The sequence below is a fragment of the Lachnotalea glycerini genome (assembly GCF_003201285.1).
GTDB classification, from domain to species: Bacteria; Bacillota; Clostridia; order Lachnospirales; family Lachnospiraceae; genus Lachnotalea; species Lachnotalea glycerini.
Map to the genome: position 1 here is coordinate 149,101 of NZ_QICS01000002.1, position 20,631 is coordinate 169,731.

General features: G+C 29.9%; 14 protein-coding genes and 2 pseudogenes. All 16 read left to right on the plus strand.

What is annotated here, in order from left to right; genetic code table 11:
* Positions 1 to 4: 4 nt before the first annotated feature.
* Complete coding sequence (locus C8E03_RS05060) at positions 5 to 2,230, plus strand: B12-binding domain-containing radical SAM protein (protein ID WP_094377547.1); 2,226 nt, start codon at positions 5 to 7, stop codon at positions 2,228 to 2,230.
* A 42-nt stretch (positions 2,231 to 2,272) separates the two neighbouring features.
* A complete protein-coding gene (locus C8E03_RS05065; protein ID WP_094377546.1) occupies positions 2,273 to 3,259 on the plus strand; it encodes a pyruvate kinase in 987 nt (328 codons plus the stop codon).
* Between the two features lie 46 nt (positions 3,260 to 3,305).
* Positions 3,306 to 4,952, plus strand: a complete 1,647-nt coding sequence (locus C8E03_RS05070; RefSeq protein ID WP_094377545.1) for a nucleotidyltransferase family protein — start codon at positions 3,306 to 3,308, stop codon at positions 4,950 to 4,952.
* A 41-nt stretch (positions 4,953 to 4,993) separates the two neighbouring features.
* The gene (locus C8E03_RS21870; protein ID WP_170122897.1) at positions 4,994 to 5,146 is read left to right on the plus strand and encodes a hypothetical protein; all 153 of its coding nucleotides are present in this window, start codon (positions 4,994 to 4,996) and stop codon (positions 5,144 to 5,146) included.
* A 12-nt stretch (positions 5,147 to 5,158) separates the two neighbouring features.
* Entirely contained in the window at positions 5,159 to 6,958 is a 1,800-nt protein-coding gene (locus tag C8E03_RS05075; protein ID WP_094377544.1) for an ABC transporter ATP-binding protein, read from the plus strand.
* Positions 6,955 to 8,724, plus strand: a complete 1,770-nt coding sequence (locus C8E03_RS05080) for an ABC transporter ATP-binding protein (RefSeq protein ID WP_170122898.1) — start codon at positions 6,955 to 6,957, stop codon at positions 8,722 to 8,724. Before C8E03_RS05075 ends, C8E03_RS05080 begins: the two co-directional genes overlap by 4 nt.
* Before the next feature lie 1,329 nt (positions 8,725 to 10,053).
* Positions 10,054 to 10,242: pseudogene (gene tnpA / locus C8E03_RS22920) on the plus strand (IS66 family insertion sequence element accessory protein TnpA); the annotation flags it as partial.
* Between the two features lie 156 nt (positions 10,243 to 10,398).
* A complete protein-coding gene (locus C8E03_RS22925; protein WP_110290673.1) occupies positions 10,399 to 10,476 on the plus strand; it encodes a hypothetical protein in 78 nt (25 codons plus the stop codon).
* Between the two features lie 15 nt (positions 10,477 to 10,491).
* Positions 10,492 to 10,845, plus strand: a pseudogene (locus tag C8E03_RS22930) (IS66 family transposase); the annotation flags it as partial.
* A gap of 730 nt (positions 10,846 to 11,575) precedes the next feature.
* The gene (locus C8E03_RS05105) at positions 11,576 to 12,838 is read left to right on the plus strand and encodes a radical SAM/SPASM domain-containing protein (protein WP_094377541.1); all 1,263 of its coding nucleotides are present in this window, start codon (positions 11,576 to 11,578) and stop codon (positions 12,836 to 12,838) included.
* A 1-nt stretch (position 12,839) separates the two neighbouring features.
* On the plus strand, positions 12,840 to 13,847 hold the full coding sequence (locus C8E03_RS05110) for a radical SAM/SPASM domain-containing protein (RefSeq protein ID WP_094377540.1): 1,008 nt from the start codon (positions 12,840 to 12,842) through the stop codon (positions 13,845 to 13,847).
* A 64-nt stretch (positions 13,848 to 13,911) separates the two neighbouring features.
* Complete coding sequence (locus tag C8E03_RS21875) at positions 13,912 to 14,088, plus strand: hypothetical protein (protein ID WP_170122899.1); 177 nt, start codon at positions 13,912 to 13,914, stop codon at positions 14,086 to 14,088.
* A gap of 152 nt (positions 14,089 to 14,240) precedes the next feature.
* Positions 14,241 to 15,200, plus strand: a complete 960-nt coding sequence (locus tag C8E03_RS05115) for a S8/S53 family peptidase (protein WP_094377539.1) — start codon at positions 14,241 to 14,243, stop codon at positions 15,198 to 15,200.
* Positions 15,201 to 15,235: 35 nt separating this feature from the next.
* Positions 15,236 to 16,987 carry an ABC transporter ATP-binding protein gene (locus tag C8E03_RS05120; protein WP_094377538.1) on the plus strand — a complete coding sequence of 584 codons (1,752 nt, stop codon included), beginning with the start codon at positions 15,236 to 15,238 and terminating at the stop codon, positions 16,985 to 16,987.
* 471 nt (positions 16,988 to 17,458) lie between these two features.
* The gene (locus tag C8E03_RS05125) at positions 17,459 to 18,157 is read left to right on the plus strand and encodes an ABC transporter ATP-binding protein (RefSeq protein ID WP_094377537.1); all 699 of its coding nucleotides are present in this window, start codon (positions 17,459 to 17,461) and stop codon (positions 18,155 to 18,157) included.
* Positions 18,144 to 20,609, plus strand: coding sequence for an ABC transporter permease (locus C8E03_RS05130; RefSeq protein ID WP_094377536.1), 2,466 nt, complete (start codon positions 18,144 to 18,146; stop codon positions 20,607 to 20,609). Before C8E03_RS05125 ends, C8E03_RS05130 begins: the two co-directional genes overlap by 14 nt.
* The last annotated feature ends 22 nt before the right edge of the window (positions 20,610 to 20,631 follow it).

Genomic DNA, 20,631 nt, shown 5'->3' on the forward strand with positions numbered 1-20,631 from the left:
ACTTATGAACTTGCATAATATTAAAAAAGAAATCATTATTAAATTGGTTAATGACATAAGTAATATAACAAAAAAATTTTGGTTAAAACCTGAAGATATGGTAAAGGAAATATCTAAAATAATAAAATCTAGTCTTAATGTAAAAATAGATAAATTACAAATGTCAGGAGAGACAGATAATATATGTGTATACATTATATCAGATAATATTTTATTGGCTATGTCCCCAATATATGATTTAAAAAAGAATTTATTATTAAATAGATGGAAACCTAATTGGTCTAATAAGATAAAAAAAACAATTCATTATAAATGCTTTGAAATTGATAATGAATTGCTGGAAATTTTGGATATGCCTAAAATTTTATTAATAAATTTATGTGTGATAGAGAATTTTCCAATCCCCAGACTTAATTTGAGTACAGGAGTTATTGCTTCGTACTTACGTAAAATGCAAATTGCAGATATTTATATAATTGATATGCAAGTCGGAGCTACAATTTCAGAAATAATCAGAGAAACCCAAAATATTAAGCCTGATATTATAGGGCTATCTATAAGTTTTGGACAAAAGAAACTTGCTATAAAATTAATTGAAAAACTGTATGAAGATAATAAAAATGCGTTTATTGTAATTGGAAATATAATACCATCTCTTTATCCAGAAGACTTTATAGAAAAATTTCCTCAAATCATTGTTTCGTATGGGGAAGGAGAAGTTACTTTTCCACATCTAATAAAGTATATAAAAAATAAAATAAATATTAAAGAAATTGATGGAATAATATACAAGGAAGTTAATACTGGTATATATCATAAGAATGATAAGACAGCAATTGATTTAAAAGAAGTTCCTTTACCAGCTTTGGATACACTAAAGGATATTTCAAAACTTAAAGGTGCTTTGACATTAGAAACTAGTAGGGGGTGCGATTATTCCAAATGTACCTTTTGTCCTAGGCAGCATAAATTAAGCAATTGGAGATATATGACATCTGAACAAACATTGGATCAAATTTATAAGTTGACAATTGCTGGTAATGCATTAGGAATTAAACCACATATATATTTAGCAGATGAAGAATTTATTGGAGAATTGCCTAATAGTATGGAAACTAATCGTGTAATTAAAATTTGTGAGGGTATCATTAATAATGGAATTAAGTTAAAGTTTGATACATCAGCAAGAGCTGATTCAGTGTATGATCATAAACGTACTGTGGATTGGAACGTTGATAAAATTAAAATGTGGCATATGTGTAAATTAGCTGGATTAGATAGACTATTTGTCGGAGTTGAATCTGGCTGCTCTTCTCAATTGGTTAGATATGGGAAAGGAACAACTATTGAACAAAATGTAATTGCCTTAAGAATTCTGACTGCTTTAGGAATTAATATAAGAATAGGTTTCGTTATGTTCGATCCTTTGATGGATGGGTTTAATGATTTAAAAGAAAATTTAGAATTTCTTGAAAGAACAGATGCCATACTAAAGCCTATTGACTTAAGTACAATTTCTTATGATGACTTACTTAATAAATTAGTTTATGACCCAAACTTCATAAAGCAAAACTCCTTAAACAGACCAATATATACGGTAGTATCTTACATGCTGGCATCGCTTGAAATATTGGTTGGATCTCCTTATATAAAAATGGTTAAAAATATAGAAGATAGAACCAAAAAAACTTTTGTATTAAATAATTATGCACCTGATGCTAACATGGGAAGATATATTGTTAAATATGTAGATAACAGGATTGGAGCTTTAAGTGTATATTGTCAAAAATGGATTGATTCAAATTTTAGTATAATGTATACATTAAAAAGCCTATATAAAGTAGAAAATAATGAAATAAGAAAAAGATTGTATGGCTTTATGATTAGATATAGAGAGATGAGTCAGTACTTGTTAAGATTTTTGATTTACAATTTAGAAAAAGAGGATACTGAGGATTATTATCTTTTAGCTTATCTGGAAAATGAGGGAATTACTGACAAGTTTATTAAGATGAAAGAACTTGCAGGCATGGACATTAATAATGTTATTATAAACTCTATGAATTTCTGGCAAAATATAATGAATAATATGATAAAAGAAATTAGGGATAATTTGAAAGATGGTCTTATAAATGATACATATGATAATAGACTTCAAGATTCAATAAATAATTGGAATAGAAATATCAATAAATGGAGTCTTATCAATGATGCAGATAATTATAATTAATATATATTAATATAATTAATTTGGGATAAGAGGAGATAAACAATGAAAATAATAGCAACGTTAGCTTTAGCTAGGGGAATAGAACCTGCCGAAAGTGTCTTGGAAATTTGCAATAGTAATAGTATATATGATTTTAGAATTAATTTGGATAAACTAAATGATATTACAGATTTGAATAAAGCTTATGAATTTATTGAGTATATAAGAGGATTTTGTAATAAAAATAAAATTATTTTAGACTTGCCAATACCACAAAAAAAATTACGTATTAATCTTTACAATTCAAAAATGTTAGATGTAAAACAACATCAGATCATTAAACTAAGTAAAAAATCTGTAAATCTAGAAGAATGCTTAGGAGATATAAATGTAGATAATTTTGATAGCCATTTTATTGAAAATCAATTTTATTATTATGCTGATGGATTAGGTAAATTAAGGGTTCAAAAAATACATACTGATTATATTGAATTTGAGTGTTTAAATGAATTCACACTAATATCCAGAAAATCTATAAGTAGCGAAAGTCAGATAAATTTAACATTTAATAGGGAAATGTATGATTTCATAAATAAAACAAATCCAGATAAGATTATGTTTTCATTTGTAGAAGATATTGATTTCTTAAAAAATGTAATAAATAAATTAAATAAAAATATAGATTTCTTATTTAAAATTGAAACAGAGAAGGGTGTAAATAATTTAAGTCAAATTTGTATAGAAGGCAATGGGATTGTAGTTGGTAGAGGAGACCTTGGGCTTACATCTGATATTTGTTTATTACCGGATTTTCAAAATAAAATAATAAGTATTTCAAAAAACAATAACTGTCCAATATATATCGCAACTGATATATTAGCATCAATGAAGGATAATAATTTACCTTATAGAGGTGACATATTTGATTTACATAACATATTAGTTTCAGATGTAACAGGAATTATTTTGAATGCTCCATTGTTATATGGAAAAAACGTAAATGAAGCGTTAGCTATAATTAAGAAAATGCAGGATTATTATAATAAGTAAATTCAGAAGGAGAAATAAAAGAATAAATTTCTTTTATATATTAGAGATGGAAGAATTAACTAATCAATTAGATAAAGAGTTATGGGCATTTATAGTTAAAGATGTAAGTAATGAAGAAGAAATTATACCTATGTTAAAGAAGTATCAAGTAGAAAAATTATTATATAGTAAATTTAATAAAAAATACGGTATTAATTTACCATATATTGAAGAAGATATAAAACTTCAAAAACAGAGGTTTAACTTATTTAAAGAAGAGATTAAAAATATTTCAACAAAATTTTCTCAAAATAATATTATTGTTATCCAATTAAAAGGGGTAAGCCTAGCAAGTGATATCTATACATTAAATCCTGAAGTTAGGAAATCTAAGGATATCGATATTTTTGTTGCTCCACGAGATATTATAGAATCGTTGGATATTCTTGGAAAATTGGGATTTAAAGTTATGGAAAGCGGAGAAACAGTATCCCCTAAATTACTACAAAATTGTTATGATGAAATAATAAGCCGTTCTATACACCTACCAGAATTTCAAAAAGCAGTATTTTATAATGGAAAAATGTATAAAATTAAGATGGATTGTCATGTTAGTTTAGTTCATACATTGGATAATAAAGTAGAAATGATGAATAAAATAGCTGATAGATGTGAAGAGCAGTTCATTGATGATATAAAAATCAAAGTATTAGAGATACATGATAGAATTTTACATCTTATATTGCATTTTACTAAAGAGTTTTTTAGGTGCTATGTAAGATGGAATATAACTGGAGAAAGAGTAATAGAAGGTAATAATAGAATAAATCTTGCTTTATTGCATGATATTGCATTATTAATCTTTAAAAATAGAGAAAAATTAGACTGTAACATTTTACATGAAAGAGCAAAAGAATTAATAGCATTAGATGAGTTAAATTTTGTTTTAGAATCATTATTAAGAGTTTATCCATCGTTATCATCAGTAATTAATAGATTTGCATTTTATGAAGATGATCAAAAATATAAGATAAAGAGAGCAGGTTTGTTTTATCCTATTGCAACTATTTTTGATAATAATATAGATTTGTTAAAAATGGATTTAAATGAGATTTCGTCATATATAATAGGGTCTATTAATAAAAGTAATTATTTAAATGCAGATTATAATGGTTATTATAGCTATAATATAACGCGAGATCATAGTAACTCAATAATCAGAGGGTGCGATATTTCTGATAATTATAATTTTGAAGTAATTGGAAATATTACTATAGAGTATAATGATGTAGGTTTATCATTAAAAATATCTAGTGAATTAGTTGAAAAACAGAAATTAGTGACTGTAGTAATTGCATCATCCAATAAAGGAAAAACGCTAAATTCATTTATAAATAAATTTGCCATATACTTAAAGGAAAATACTTTTTCAAATTTCTATTTAATGGATATCTCTAATGGGTATTATTATTTACAGTTAAAAAGTAATGTAATAAAAGAGGGGAATATTGTTACTATAATCATACCGTGGAACATAATTGATTGTTCCTATGATAAAGATAATGTTTATTTGGATATAGATTTTCCGGAGATACATAAAGATGAGAATGATAAAAAAATTCCAAAATATTTTATTAACGATGTTAGTAAAAGAGGTATTGGTTATACCTATCCTTATACACCTTATATTTTAAAGCCTATTAAGTTTTTATAATTTAGTTCTTTCGGAAAGAAATGTTCAAAAATGAGGTTTATATGAAAGGTAACTTAAGTTTAGAACGATATCAAATTATTTTAGCTTCAAGGATAACATTTAAAGAAGAAAAATGTGAGAACGTAAAAATTGTACATGTTTCAAAATTCGATTGGGAGGTATTTCGTAATAAATTAGATAAAAGATTTAAGTAAAGGATAAATATAATGAAATTTAAACTAAAAAAAAATTACAAGTGGTATGATTTACTTACTATTCCATTTTGCTGCAGCCCTATCTCAACGGTAGCTTTAGGTATTCAAAAGATGTTGACAGCATTAGCCGCAGTTCTTCAAGTATCAGTATTAGCACAATTTATTGATTCTGTAGACTTAGCAATTCGACTGGAAGGTTCTTGGAATGAGACACTATTCTGGTTTATCCTGCTTGCTATTTGTGTAGGTTGGAGAAGAATTTCTTTTATGGTTGGGAAGATTTTTATTAGTTATTTAAGAATAATGGCAATTGTTCAATTTGGAAAAGCTCTGACTGATAAATGTTCCAAGTTGCACTATAGCCTGATTGAGAAAGAGGATAGCTGGAATTTAATTAATCGTGTATGTAAAAAGCCTGAAGAGCAAGTCCGGCTAATGGCGCAGCGGACATTTAATTTGATGCTGTATATCATTCGTATATTTGGTGTTTTGTATATAGTTTTCACTAATGTTTGGTGGATTGGTGTTCTGACCGGAATTTCTTGTATACCATTGATTTTCTTATCTCTAAAAAGTGGTGAAAAGAATTATAATTCAACCAAACGAGTGGCTGATTATGAGCGGAGATACCAGTATTTAGGCGATGTTTTATCAGGGAGAGAAGCCGTAAATGAAAGAGCACTGTTTGGATTTTCGGAAAAAATAAATGAAGAATGGTTTTGTCAATATGAAGAGGCCAGGAAGATTAAATTAAGAGCTAACATACAGATGGCATCCAGTATCCGAGGCGGTAGTGCGGCAATTACTTTCTTATCATGGCTTATTATAATAGCTTTAATTTTTCCTACCACGGAGGGCAAAATTTCTTATGGAATGTTTGTTGCACTTGCCACAGGTATGTATGATTTAGTTAATATGGTTGGTGTGGAGTTAACCAAAGCGGTATCCCAATTATCCCAGTGTCGTGAATTTTTAAAAGATCTTAGCGAGTTTTCATCGTTGGAGGAAGTACCAGGTGTTGATTTAATGCCAGATGTAGAACCTTTTATGTTGGAAGAATTAGAATTTAGAAATGTATGTTTTTGTTATCCTGGAGCCAAGACGGATATTTTAAAAAATGTGAGTTTTAAAATCCATGATAATGGACATTATGCATTTGTAGGCACCAATGGAGCAGGAAAAACTACTATTACCAAACTCATGACTGCATTATATAATAATTATCAGGGAGAAATATTAATAAACGGAAAAGAGTTAAGAACATATTCACAGAGTCAAATCAAGGCTATGTTCTGTGGGGTTTATCAAGATTTTTCCAAATATTACATATCTATAGAAGAAAATGTGTTGGTAGGAGCAATTCATAACATAAATTCTGACAATAAAAACGCTGAGGTAAAATATATATTAGAAAAGGTAGATCTTTATGATAAAATAAAAACTCTCCCATTGGGAATTAAAACACCGTTAGGGAAAATTTTAGATGGTGGTGTTGATTTTTCCGGCGGTCAATGGCAAAAATTGGCCATGGCCAGAGCTATTATAAGTAAAGCCCCTGTCCTAATCCTGGATGAGCCTACCGCAGCGTTAGACCCTATAAGTGAAAGTAAGATGTATGAAGAGTATGGGGATGTTGGGAGAGGCAAAACAACAATATTTATAAGTCATAGATTAGGATCAACGAAACTTGCAGATAAGATTTTTGTTCTTGATAGCGGAAAGATCGTTGAAGAGGGAAGCCATCAGGAGCTAATGATAAAAAACGGTTTATATGCAGATATGTATGAGAGTCAGAGAGGATGGTACAAGTGATAGAGAAGAAAGCAAATACAATATTTTTTGCATTTAGAGAATTATTAAGCCTGCTTTGGAAAAATCACAGTAAGTATGTATGGCTTTCGGTAGTAGTATGTGCAGTATCTGGTTTGGCTTCTAGTGTTAATGTTCTTATAAAACAATATTTTTTTGAAGCAGTAGAATCAGCTTCGAATAATAACTTACGAATTGCACTTGGCTTAGGCGTTTTCTGGGGGATTTTTATTCTTTTTACATTATTAGTGCAGGGAATTTCTGATGTAATGATGGAAGACTTAGGCATCCGCTTAGGGGGTAACTTAGGACGAAGAGTGAACCAAAAGGCAGCAAATATTGATACAATCTGCTATGAGGATATTAAAATGTTGAACTGTATTAATAAAGCTTACCAAGGAGTGGAACAATCCGCAACGGCTGTAAGAATTTTAATTACTCTTTGCTCATATTATATTCCATATTTCTTGTTTTTCGCTGTTTATACATACTTTATTCATCCAGTACTTTGCATAGGTGTTTTAGCCCTTTTGTTACCGACATTGGGGGGGCAGTATGCTCGCTCAAAATATTATGCTAAGTTTGAAGACTCAGTAGCTCCAACGAGGAGACTAATGAATTATTATAGAAGATGCATTATGGATAGGGAGTATACGAAAGAGACTCGGTTACTGGGAGCTGTTTATTTCTTTCGGACATTATATGAAGCAGCGTTGCTGATGTTTAGGAAGGAATCCTGGAAAGCGGAACGAAGGAGTTCTATGGTTGAGTTAGGAATCCGATTATTTAGCTTGTTTGCATATATTGTTATTTTAGTAATCATGTATTATTGTTTGCACAAGGGAGTCCTAGGAACCGCAGCATTTGTAGCAATTTTAACTTCTATAGATCAGACATTTAATTACATGGACTATGTAGGAAATAATATTGGAGATATATCAGCGTCTATACCAGCAGTGGTGAATTCGTTCTTTTTTCTGTCTTTACCAGAAAAAAGCGGAAAGGAATCAGCTATTGATAAGCACAGTATAGAATTTCATCAAGTATCTTTCCAGTACCCATTCAGTTATGAATTTTCATTGAAGAATATAGATTTATCTATTCGTCAGGGAGAAACAGTTGCTATTGTCGGAGCGAACGGAGCTGGTAAGTCTACGTTGGCAAAACTCATGTTAGGATTATACTTACCTTCAGAGGGCGATGTTTATATTGGAGGCAATAATACAAAAGAAGTTAAGCAGGAAAGCATTTCAAGAAACTGCTCTGCTGTATTCCAGAGCTTTCAAAAATATAAGATGAATTTAAGAAATAACGTTTCTATTAGTTGTATGCAGAAAGAACATAATGATACTGAAATTTCCAGCATATTGCATGATGTTGATCTTGAAATAGATGGAAGAACATTTTCAGAAGGTTTGGATACCATGTTGGCAAGAGAATTTGGTGGTACAGATATTTCCGGTGGACAGTGGCAGAGAATTGCAATAGGAAGAGGCTTATATAGAAATGGTAGTATTATTGTGCTAGATGAGCCAACGGCAGCAATAGATCCGATAGAAGAGACTAAGATTTATTATCAGTTTGCAGAACTGTCGAAAAATAAGACGGCAGTTATTATTACTCATCGCTTGGGTTCTGCTAAAATTGCAGATTCTATTATTGTACTAAATAACGGTACTATAGACGATATAGGTACACATGAAGAACTAATAAGCCGAGATGGCTTATATAAACAATTATACGATTCACAGGCGAAATGGTATCAGTAAATGTACAAAGGCTTTCAGAGTGGTATTTAGTACCGCCTAAAACATATAAAATAAGAATACATAATCTTATCTAAAAGTTTATCAGGAGTGGAGGTTTCGAGGTCGAGTTACCAGAATGAGAATAACCTTGACAACCGAATATCGAGTGTAAGTAACAAAAGTCAAACACACTTAGTTGAAACCAGAGCAGCAGTATTTGCTTTGGAAGTAAACGTGATCCATCTGTAGATTCGCGGTGATGTACCTGTTGGTAAAACAGTTCAAGCAAGGTATCGTAATAGAAGACGTGAAAGGTAAAGAGCGAACCAGATGGATGTAATGCTATTGATACGCATTGCAAAGCTTTGATGGATAATGAAACAACTGCTACAAAGTGGCAGCCAGGTGGCACTGGAGCATAGCATATCGAGAAAGGGTGGTATGTGGTGCTGTGATGGAAATCGTCAATCCTAACTTACATGTTTCCCGGACTATGGTAGCAGTATTAGCTATAGTTGATGCACGGGGTAGAGAAAATTAAAAATGTGTGATTGATCCAATATGATAAGAAGCGATTAATGCTTATCATACTGGACAATCACTCTTGCATATATTTAATTATAAAAGCAAAAATTTCTCAATTCACCAGAGAACGCAGGAAGACTGTGCTTTCTAGTGAGTTGAGAACAGCAAACGCAAAAAATATATCAATTTTTTTTAGTCTTAACTTGACACAAGCAGAAAAAGTAAAGGCCTATTTAATTAAAGGTGCCAGGCCTCTGCCGGGGTTTAAAGAGTACCCCAATCCGCAGGTTGGCTGGGGGGCGCTTTGTGTGAGGGATAGTTTGCCAGAATAATGAAACTGCAACGAATAGCCACTACTCTTTATATAAGTAATATATTTTCTTGTTTTATTGATTTTACAAAGAAGCTTTTTGAGTTTTTTCATTTAATCTATTGAATTAATAGTACTATTTTAAATCTTCTGGAACAAATATTATAGTATTCATTATTAGGAAGACTTAAGGGTGGGAACTATTATTTTATAATAATCAAATATAAAATGAAGCGTAAGGCTGCTGCAGGATGATTTGCATTTATCATTTTACTGCAGCTCTTTTATTTTCTATAAGAGTTATTATAGAAGTAGTATTTTTTGTTAGCGTAAAATTACCAGGTAGTTTTTCAACTCAATAAAAGTATTATATAATTGGCTCTAACAGAATATAAAGTTAGAGTCTTTTACTTTATATTTGAAATTGAGATGGAGGTATTTCTCATAGCTATATTAAAATCTGAACTCCGGAAGAAAAGAATAATGGATTGCCGTAGTAGTGGCTCTCTGATTCACAGTGGTGCAAAGAGCACGATATTAAACCACCTACTTTTTATTATTGGATTAAAAAGTTAAGGATTGAAAAATCGATTTCTGATTCAGAATCTACAAGCTTGTCACTTAGAAAAGAATCGAAACAATCAGTTGTTCCAGTAAATATAATCGATGAAGAGCCATGTATCCCCACGTATGAAAAAAAGTAGAGTATACAAGCAATAGTACCGATACGACAATTACAATACAGCTTGACTCGTTCACGGTACATATTAAAAATAATGCTTCCTCCTCGGTTATTAATAATACAATACAAGCTTTGAGGTTATTATGTTAGGTGACTTGTCTACGGTACAAAAAAATATATCGTTTGTGGTTATACGGATATGAGAAAATCAATTGATGGCTTGGCTTCTATTGTGAAGCAAACCTATGATCTTTAAAGCGGGGATAATCCCAATAATTACTTAAAGGAATTTAAAGGTTATCTGCATTCCGATGGATACGCTGGCTATGATAAGGTAGAAGGAATTACAAGGGTGGGATGTTTTACTCATCTTCGTAGAGAGTTTATCAAAACCATGCCACCAGAAGCCGAAAAACTACTTGTCCCATGAACAGCAGAAATTGGGAAAAACTACTGTGATCAGTTATTTAAACTGAAACAAGTATTTTCGGAATTACCACCAAAAGAGAGAAAACAACAGCGTCTGGAACAAGCAGCACCTATTCTGGAGGCTTTTTGGAGTTGGCTTGAAACAGTTTCTGCACTAAAAAATTCAAAGCTTAATAAAGCTGTCACCTATGAATGAATAAAAGAACTTATTTAGAAAACTACTTATTAGATGGTCGTTGCTCGCTGTCAAATAATATCGCTGGAAATAGTAATCGTCCTTTTTGTGTATTATATTAAAGCTTATGTTGGAATATGTCGAAAAAATACGACAAATAGTCGTTGATTTTGTAGTTTGATATGTTATACTGGAATCAGACCAGCATCAGATGATAAATCGCCTCTGTTGAAATTTATTTTAATCTTGTTATTGCTTTCCAAATAAAGTTCATCTAAACTATGCATAAGGGCTTCTCTTTTGTGTTTTTGATTTTGTGGTGATTTCATTATACAAAAGATGAAGCTCTTTTTCTATTCAGTTTGTCCACTTTTTAAGTGAAAAGTAATACCAGATAAAAATCAGTAATTATACTGTTTGAAGCACCGTTAGATATAGCTAGATGAATAATCTAGGATAAATAAAAATTTTTTGTTTTGCAGAGAGGGAAAATGGTCAGAAGAAAACCATCACGATGCTTGCATAAGCCCGTTTTACAGATAGGAAAAGGCAGTGGTTTTTCAGATAGTACCTGTATCAGTGGGAGTTTTTTTCACCTTTCTTTTTTACTTTAGGAACTTTCTTTTTCTTGGAATACAATTGAGGAAATTGAATATAAGAGTATGGATACTAAATCGAAGAATGGAAAACGTCATAGAATTGAAGAACTGAGAAATATAAATTCGTCGGCTAACATTTAAGGAGGGAGAGAATGGATGTATTCGTAATTACATCCATGTATAAGTATATGAAATATTCTAGGGATGCGATAATTAGGAGAAATGATAAATATACAATTTTGGGGAATGTTAAAAATGGAAAGTGGATTCGGATTAATAATACTTTACATAATACCTTTGAAGAATTGTTGGAACATGGAGGAATGGTAGGAGTATATAATTATTCCAAAACAAGTGAGCTGGGAAAGATTCTAAAAGATATGAATGTGCTTGTAGAAAAAGAGAAAGAAGTAGAAAAAGAGAAAGAAGTAGAAAAATTAAAGACTGTAATCTTTGCGATTACAAATAGATGTAACTTGGAGTGTTTGCATTGTGGATATTCTGCAAATGCAACGGAGTACAATGAATTAGATAAAGATGTAATACTGTCAACAATTTTACAGTTGAAAAACGTTGAGAATATAGGCATAACAGGAGGAGAACCTCTTGTACATAAAGATTTTCATGAAATAGCTGAATTTATTGGGAAGAATGTAATCGGTCGGAAGACGTTAATGACCAATGCGACTTTAATAAATGAAGACAATGCTGAATTAATAATAAACAATTTTGATAATGTAGCAATTAGTTTAGATGCTGCATCAGAAAAAGTATGTGATGAAATAAGAGGTCGTGGAGTTTTTAAAAAAGTAATATCAGTTATAAAATTGTTGAAATCAAAGAATTATCATAATATTTCATTATCTTTTGTTGAAGCAGAGATAAATAAAAATGAAGTTAGACAATTCCAAAAGTTATGCGAAGATCTTGAAGTAGAAGCAGTTCTTAGAAGATTTTTTACTGTTGGAAGGGGGAGCGAAAATAAAAATAGATTAATACTTGATAATAAGAATGAAAAGAGGCTATTTAATGAAACAATACCTAAATCAGAATATAGAAAACATTTAACATTAGCTACAAGGTGTAGTGCAGCTATAACCAGTTTGTATATACAGTTTAATGGGGATATATATCCTTGTCCCGTAGCTGGTGTAGATAAAAAAATGAAAATGGGAAATATTAAAGATATTTCTGACTTAAATAGTTATATATCAAAAAGATATGAGCAAGTTGGATTTAAAAATTATGCCAGATTATCATATGATAAGGTTGGTAATTGTAATGAATGTGAAGTGAGGGACTTCTGTTGGCGATGTTTACAAGAATATTATGAAATTTTTGCAGATGGAAATGTACAGTCAGAGAATTGTACTTTTAGGAAAAAAATGCTTATGGACATAGTGTGGGGGGATTAATATGATATCTTTTACAGTATGGATTACAAATTGTTGTAATATGAGATGCAGTTATTGCTATGAAAATGATAAAATTGACAGAAGTTATCATGCACCGGAAGAAAATCTTGAGAAAATTATAGATTTTATAGTTTGTAAGGTACATGATGAAATGCAGGATAAAGATGTTGTAATTAATTTTCATGGAGGAGAACCATTACTAGAATTTGATAAGTTGGTACATTTTGTTGGAAAAACAAGAGAAAAATTAAAGAATTATAATCTTTCTTATAACGTAGTTACTAATGGAACTTTATTGGATAATGAAAAAGCAAAATGGTTGAATAGTTATATGAATACCATATCTCTTAGCATTGATGGTAATAAAGAGATGCATAATGCAAATAGAAAATATACAAATGGTAAGGGGACATATGAAGACATTATTTATAATTTAAAAAATGCGGGCTTGAATAAAGAAAAAGTGAGAATTAGAATTACCGTTAATTCAAAAACAGTACATGCCTTAGCAGATAGTATAACAAATATGGTTGAATTAGGATTTCGTAAAATTATTCCATCTGTTGTTTATGAAGATCAAGGATGGAATGAGGAAAAATTAAATAGCTTAGAAAACCAACTTAAGAAAGTGAAACTCAAATATCAAAACACTGACATTATAATGATTGGAATGATAAATAAAAAAGAAATGAAGATCAAAACTTTTTGCGGTGGGGGAATTACTAAGTTTGACATATTACCAAATGGGGATGTTTATCCTTGCTCAGTAGTAGCAGGATTAGAGCAATATAAGCTTGGAAATATCCTGACTGGTTTAGAAATTGACACTGAAGAGCTTTGTAATATATATAATACGCCTAATAAAGAATGCAGTGGTTGTACTTATATGAAATATTGTGTAGGAACTAAATGCAAATATCTTAATGTAATGAATTCAGATGATTTTAATAAACCTTCTGAATTGTTATGCAGGATAGAAAATATAAAATATAAAATATATAAAATATAGTTATATGACTATATAAAAATAGTCTTAATAATAAATCATATAAATATAAAGGAGAGATATAATCATGGAAAAAATTACAGAAGTTATTGATTTGATGGATGAGGAATTAGTTGTAAATGGTGAAGCTAGTTATGAATGTGAGAATGATTGCAAGCATACATCATCATGGGTATTACCTGGAATGGCAGATTTAGGATGTGGAATAGTAACTTATGATTCATGGGTTAATCCGTTTGCATAAGAATATGAAGAAATAAAAATCAGTTTTTAGAATTTAAGTATGTAAAAATCTGTAGTAGTCATATAACATTTATAGTGATTCTTCGAATGCTTATTAATAGAGGTTGGGAGAATTACTATAATATTATGTTCTATTTTAGATTAGGGGTTAATATGCGCATTGGAATAATTGATAGTGGAATAAATACAATAGCTGTTAATAGTAATGTTATTCAAGGCAATTTTACAGAACAAAGAGATAAAAGCAGGGATGATTTAAATGGTCATGGTACAATGACTGCTAAAGTTATTGAGGATTATTCTGTTAAAAAAGTTGATATAGTATCAGCAAAAATTTTTGATGAAAAATTAAATACTAGTATAAAAAAACTGTATTGTGCCTTAGATTTTATGAGTACTCAAAATTTGAATTTTATTAATATGAGTTTAAGTATATCATCAGATACTATTAATAAAGAAATAAAAGATATATGTAATAAAATTTTAAACCGAGGTACTAAAATAGTTACATCATATTCTAATAACTCAAATAAAACTGCATTGGACCTAATAGAAGGTGTTATTACTGTACATGGATACAACTTTAATGATGGTACTCGTTATTGGTATGATGATCAGAAAATAAAAGCTGTAGCAGATAAATCCCCAATATTGGTTGAGTATGATGATAGTCAATATAGATTTTATAATGGTAATAGCAAAGCAACAGCAATTTTTGCATCTCATCTAGCTAATTGTTTTAATGATAAAACACATGACTTTGATATGAAAAAGCTTAAAGCGAATGCTGAAAAGAATAGATGGGATGATAACAAAGTAGTTCAATCAGATTCTCCTCTTCCAGTAGGTAAAGTTAATAATTCAGTATGTTATATTGATGATATTCTTGTAGATGATATTTTACTTGAGATATTTAAAATACGTGATATATCAGTTCTACGTGAAAATTATTGGACACATCCTTTGATAGCGATAAACGGAAGTAAAGCGTATCGGATTATTGAAATGATCGAACAAAAATATCACATTAAGTTTAATAGGAAAGATATCTTTTTGAAAGATTTTTTAGATTATATATCTTTCAAAAAATTATTGAAAGAGAATTGGAAGTGAATTGAAAATAAAAGATTTTTCTTGGAGATGTTTACATGAATGAAAAAAACAATAAATATATAATAAGATTTTATAAAGAACTTTTTGTAAAAGAAAATAAAAGAACAATTATCTATTTGATAATATTATCTTTATTTCAAATTATTGTATCTTTGATTCCGCCAATTTTAATGATGCAGGTTCTTGATAAAGCGATTCCGAACCATAAAATTTATATGGTTCTTGCATTGGGAATAGGTGTATTAATAATTACAATTCTCGAAGCAGTAATTAATTATTGTATCAATAAGATTTATACAAAATTTAGTAATAAAGTTTACATGGATTTTCAGCAAAGATGTATTTCACATTTGTTAGAAATGTCGGGTGAATACTATAGTAATTCTTCAAGTGGAGAAATTTTTGTAACAATATTTCAAGATATAGATAAACTTAAAGGATTTGTTTCTGCAAAAATATTTAAGTTTATTTCAGACATTATTATTGCAGTATGCATGTTTTGTTTTTTGCTGTATCTACAATGGGATCTTCTTTTAACAATTGTAATTATTCTACCAGTAGTATTTTTTACACAAAAGTATTTTCAAAAACTCGGTACAAAAAAAGCATTTGCATTAAGAGAAAGTTATGGAAATATCACTGGATTGTTAGAAAGTATGATTAGTGAAATTATGGCGTTAGTATTTAGTAAAGGAGAAAAAATTCTGCATAAAAAATATCGTGCGAGTGTAAAAGAACTAACACAATGTGGATTAGATATAGACTTAGTGTATATAAAAAATGATGGTGTATTGAAGTTTTTGTCTGCTCTAATAAATATTGACATTTTAGCTTTTGGTGGAATAAAAGTAATTTCGTCTAAGCTAACAATAGGTGGATTTATGGCATTCAATATGTATGCATCAAAATTAATTATACCTATACTAGAAGTTTCAAGTGTATTAATGGATATTCAATCAAAAAAAATATCATTGCAAAAGGTATATCAATTTTTAGATAAGCCCAGTTTAATAGCTCATAATGGTATGCAATCAGGATTAAACGAGAAGAAAAATGATATTGTTTTTAAAAATGTTGTATTTGGATATAAAGATGAGTTAGTTTTAGATAAATTAGATATGGAACTGAAATCAAATGCAATAAATGTAATTATTGGGGAGAGTGGAGGAGGTAAATCTTCCATTATATCACTGCTTTATCGTTTATGGGATATTCAAAGTGGTAAAATAGAAATAAATAAAACAGAATTAAGAAAATACGATGTAAAATATATTCGGAGTAAACTTTCAATTTTGAGTCAAGACTCGTATTTATTTAATGATACAATTTACAATAATATAATTTTAGAAATGGATTGTAGCAAAAATGAGGTTGAAAAAATTGCTAAAATTGCATGTATTCATGATTTTATTATGTCTTTGCCAAAAGGGTATGATACAATAATTGGAGATAGAGGTATAAAACTTTCTGGTGGAGAGAAACAAAGAATTTGTTTAGCAAGAGCAATAATCCGTAATGCTCCTATATTAATATTAGATGAACCAACTTCCGCACTGGATCAGTTTACAGAGAAAAATATTATTGACAATATTAGGAAAAACATTGTTGGAAAAACAATTATTATCATCACTCATAGGCTCCATTCCATTATAGATGCAGATTGCATTTATATACTAAAGGACGGAAAAATTGTATCCCAAGGAAAGCACGAGGAGCTTATGAAATCAAATATATATTATAAGAAAATGTATATGGGGGATGATAGTCAAAAATTTCAGATTCAATAAATTATTTCTAAGACGTCAAAGATTGAATTTACATGTCTGCTAATTAAATAGATTTGTTAAATATTTCAGGGTAAAAGTTTTTATAAAATATTGATAGTTAGTATATCTAAGACTTGGAGATTCCAAGAGATTGATAGAAGAGTGGAGCATTTCTGTTAAGAGCAAAATAGAGCATTTGTTAAAGATTTTCTCAAAGCACATGTGATTACCGAATGACTTTAGTAAAGTTAGATAAGGCTACTTATTAAATGTGAATTTTACATATAATCACAAAATAAATTAAGCGACTGAACAACTATAATTTGTTATAAAATGAGAAACGCAAACGTTTTGTTACATATATTTTTACGATTATGTTGTGAATAAGACGCTCGATAATTCATTGCTTTTCTTTAAAGCAAAGAATTATGAAGTTAAACTGCGAAAACGAGAAAAGAGAAATATCGTAAAATTATAATTGGAGGTATAATTATGAAAGGTAATCAACCGTTTATTCGAGTAGAGAATGTAAGTAAGATATATAAAGATGGTGACGTATCAAATAAAGTATTAGATAATATCAGTTTTAACGTTAATGAGAGAGAATTGGTAGCAGTTGTAGGTGATTCTGGAAGTGGTAAAACAACATTAATGAATTTATTGGGTGGATTAGATAAAATGGATAGTGGAAAGATTATTATAGATAATCAGGAAGTATCCAAAATGAATCCGAACCAACGTACTTTGTATCGCAGAAATAATATTGGTTTTATTTTTCAGGATTATAACTTGATTCAAGTGCTTAATGTATATGAAAATATTATGTTACCATTACAACTTAGCCATAAAGAAGCTGATGAAAATAAAATCGATTATCTGCTAAATAATCTTAAGTTAAATGATAAAAAATATGTGCTTCCATCAAAATTATCTGGGGGAGAGCAGCAGCGTGTTGCCATTATACGAGCTCTTATTAACGAACCAAAGCTGATTCTTGCAGATGAACCAACGGGTAATCTTGACAGTAAGAATTCAGCATTAGTTATAAATTTAATTAAAGTATTATGTAGAAAAATGGGCAGAACGGTAATTATTGTTACTCATAATATTCAGATTGCTAAATTATGTGACAGAGTTATTTGTGTTAAAGATGGAAAAATAATAGAGGAGGCTAATAATGAAAAAAAATAAAATACCTCTATTTAAGCAAATAATTCGAAAAAAGTTATTAGATAATAAGATGAGGAATCTTTGCATTATAATTGCTGTTGTTCTAACTACTTTGCTTTTTACTACAGCTTTCTCATCTGTTTTTTACTTTAAAAACAGTATTCAGTCAGCAGAACTTGAAAATGCTGGATGGGTTGCACATGGTGCGGTGAGAGATGTTACTGATGAACAATATAAACTTATGAAACAAAGCAGAGTTATTTCAGATATTAGTTATTATACGCATCTTGGATATATGGAAGAGGCAGATCAGACTGCAGTGGTTGAGATGCAGTATTGTGAGGACACCATGGCTTCATGGATGTATTATGATATAGTTGAAGGACAAATGCCAGAAAATGAAAATGAAATTGTTGTTTCTACTCAGTTCTTAGAGAATAAAGGATTAACCTTTAAGAAGGGAATGAAACTTGAATTGCAATATTCCATCAATGCAAATGTACAATCCAGTGAATTTATAATATGTGGTGTATATGATTGTCTCGCGACATCTTCTATGGTTGCTTTTATTTCAGAATCATTTTTAAACAATAATTTAGATGAGTTGGATGGGGAAATATTTCTGGATTCCGCTTTGGGACAAAAAGTCGTAGAGGTTATGTTTCCAAATACGGTTCATATGGAACAGTACATGAAGCAGTTTCTTGAAGAATCAAGTGCTGAGCAGAATGATTGGATTTTGAATGAGGCATATTTGTCAGTAGCAGATCTAAAAGCTGATGTTATATTTGCTTTTATTTGTGTGTTATTATTGATTATATTATGTGGGTATTTCATTATATATAACATATACTATATATCTGTTATGCAGGATACGAGATTTTATGGTTCTTTAGTTACACTAGGCTTTTGTGAAAAAGAGATACGTCTGATAATAAGGTCTATGACAAATTTACTGTGTGCTATAGCTATTCCGATAGGTTTATTGGTTGGTTTTATAGTTTCTATGTCCTTTTTACCACAGATATTAGCAACATATGGTACTGATGTCACTAACACATTGCCTAATCCATTGATATTTGTTTTTTCAGCACTATTTTCTTATTTTACAGTGCTGATTAGTAGTAGAAAGCCGATTGATTTGGCGGTAAAAATATCACCTATAGAAGCTAAAAATTATGTAGATGTTAAAAAAACTCAAAATTCTAAGAATAAGAAATCTAGAAAAGCATACAGACTGTATGTTATGGCTTGGAAAAATGTAATGAACGAACGAAAAAAAGCAATAATGATTTGCTGTTCCTTGTCACTATGTATTATTTTGACATCTCTATTTTATTCCGTTTCAAGTGGAGTTGACATGGATATTTTTTTAAAAGATGCCATAAGTTGCGATTTTATTATAGGAAGCGAGCAATACTTTAATAAAGTGGGTGGAAGATATACAAGTTTAAATAGCGATATGCTTGAAACCGTTAATCAGTGGGAGGGTGTTAATGTATCTGGTGGAGCTAGTGTTACAACGGTTAATGTAGATTTGGAAGGTGAGGCCTTTTCCAAATTTAGTGAAATAGTGGGCGAAGAAGGTATCAACGAAGAACATACTATGATGTCTGATGTTTATGGATTGGATGACTTGATTTTTCAAAAGATCTCTGTCATAGATGGAAAACTTGATTTGGATAAATTTAAAACTGGAAATTATATTGTAGCAGGATGTTTCGTAGAAAGTAATGGAACATTAAGCTGTTATGATGTGGGTGATAAAGTTAGGATAGTTTTAGATAATGGAGAAGAAAAGGAATACACAGTTCTTGCTATTGGGGATATTCCATACGATGTGTCAATGAGACAACATTATGCTTATTCGACAAATCTATATTTACCATCACAAGAATGGCTGGATAAAATGCAGTTAGAAGATTACTATGTATATGCTTATGATGTCGATGATGGTTACGAATCTATGTGGGACAACAATATGTCAAAATTAATAAAGAAAAATAACGAAATGTCTTATGAATCAAAAATGACATATAAAAACCAATTGGAAGGATATATTAATGCTATTTTAACCCTTGGAATTTGTATCAGTACGGTATTGGGTGTTATTGGATTGTTGAATTTTATCAATTCAATTTATAATAGTATCCATAATCGAAAGAGAGAATTGGCAATAATGCAGAGTATGGGAATGAGTAGAAATCAAATTTATGGTACCCTGATTTTTGAAGGTGGTTATTATATGTTGATATCTTTAGCAGTAGGTATTGGAGTAGGATTGGTATTAAATTATTTAGTTGTGACTGCCCTAGGAAATGCAATGGAGTTTATTATATATAAAGGAAGTATGATAGCATATATTCTATTTGGTATTGTTGGAGGTTTGCTAGTAGTGTGTATACCTATTATAATTTTTTATACATTGGATAAAAAAGAAGACTTATTATACCGTTTACATAAGAAAGTATAGATGCAAAACATTAAAAGCATTA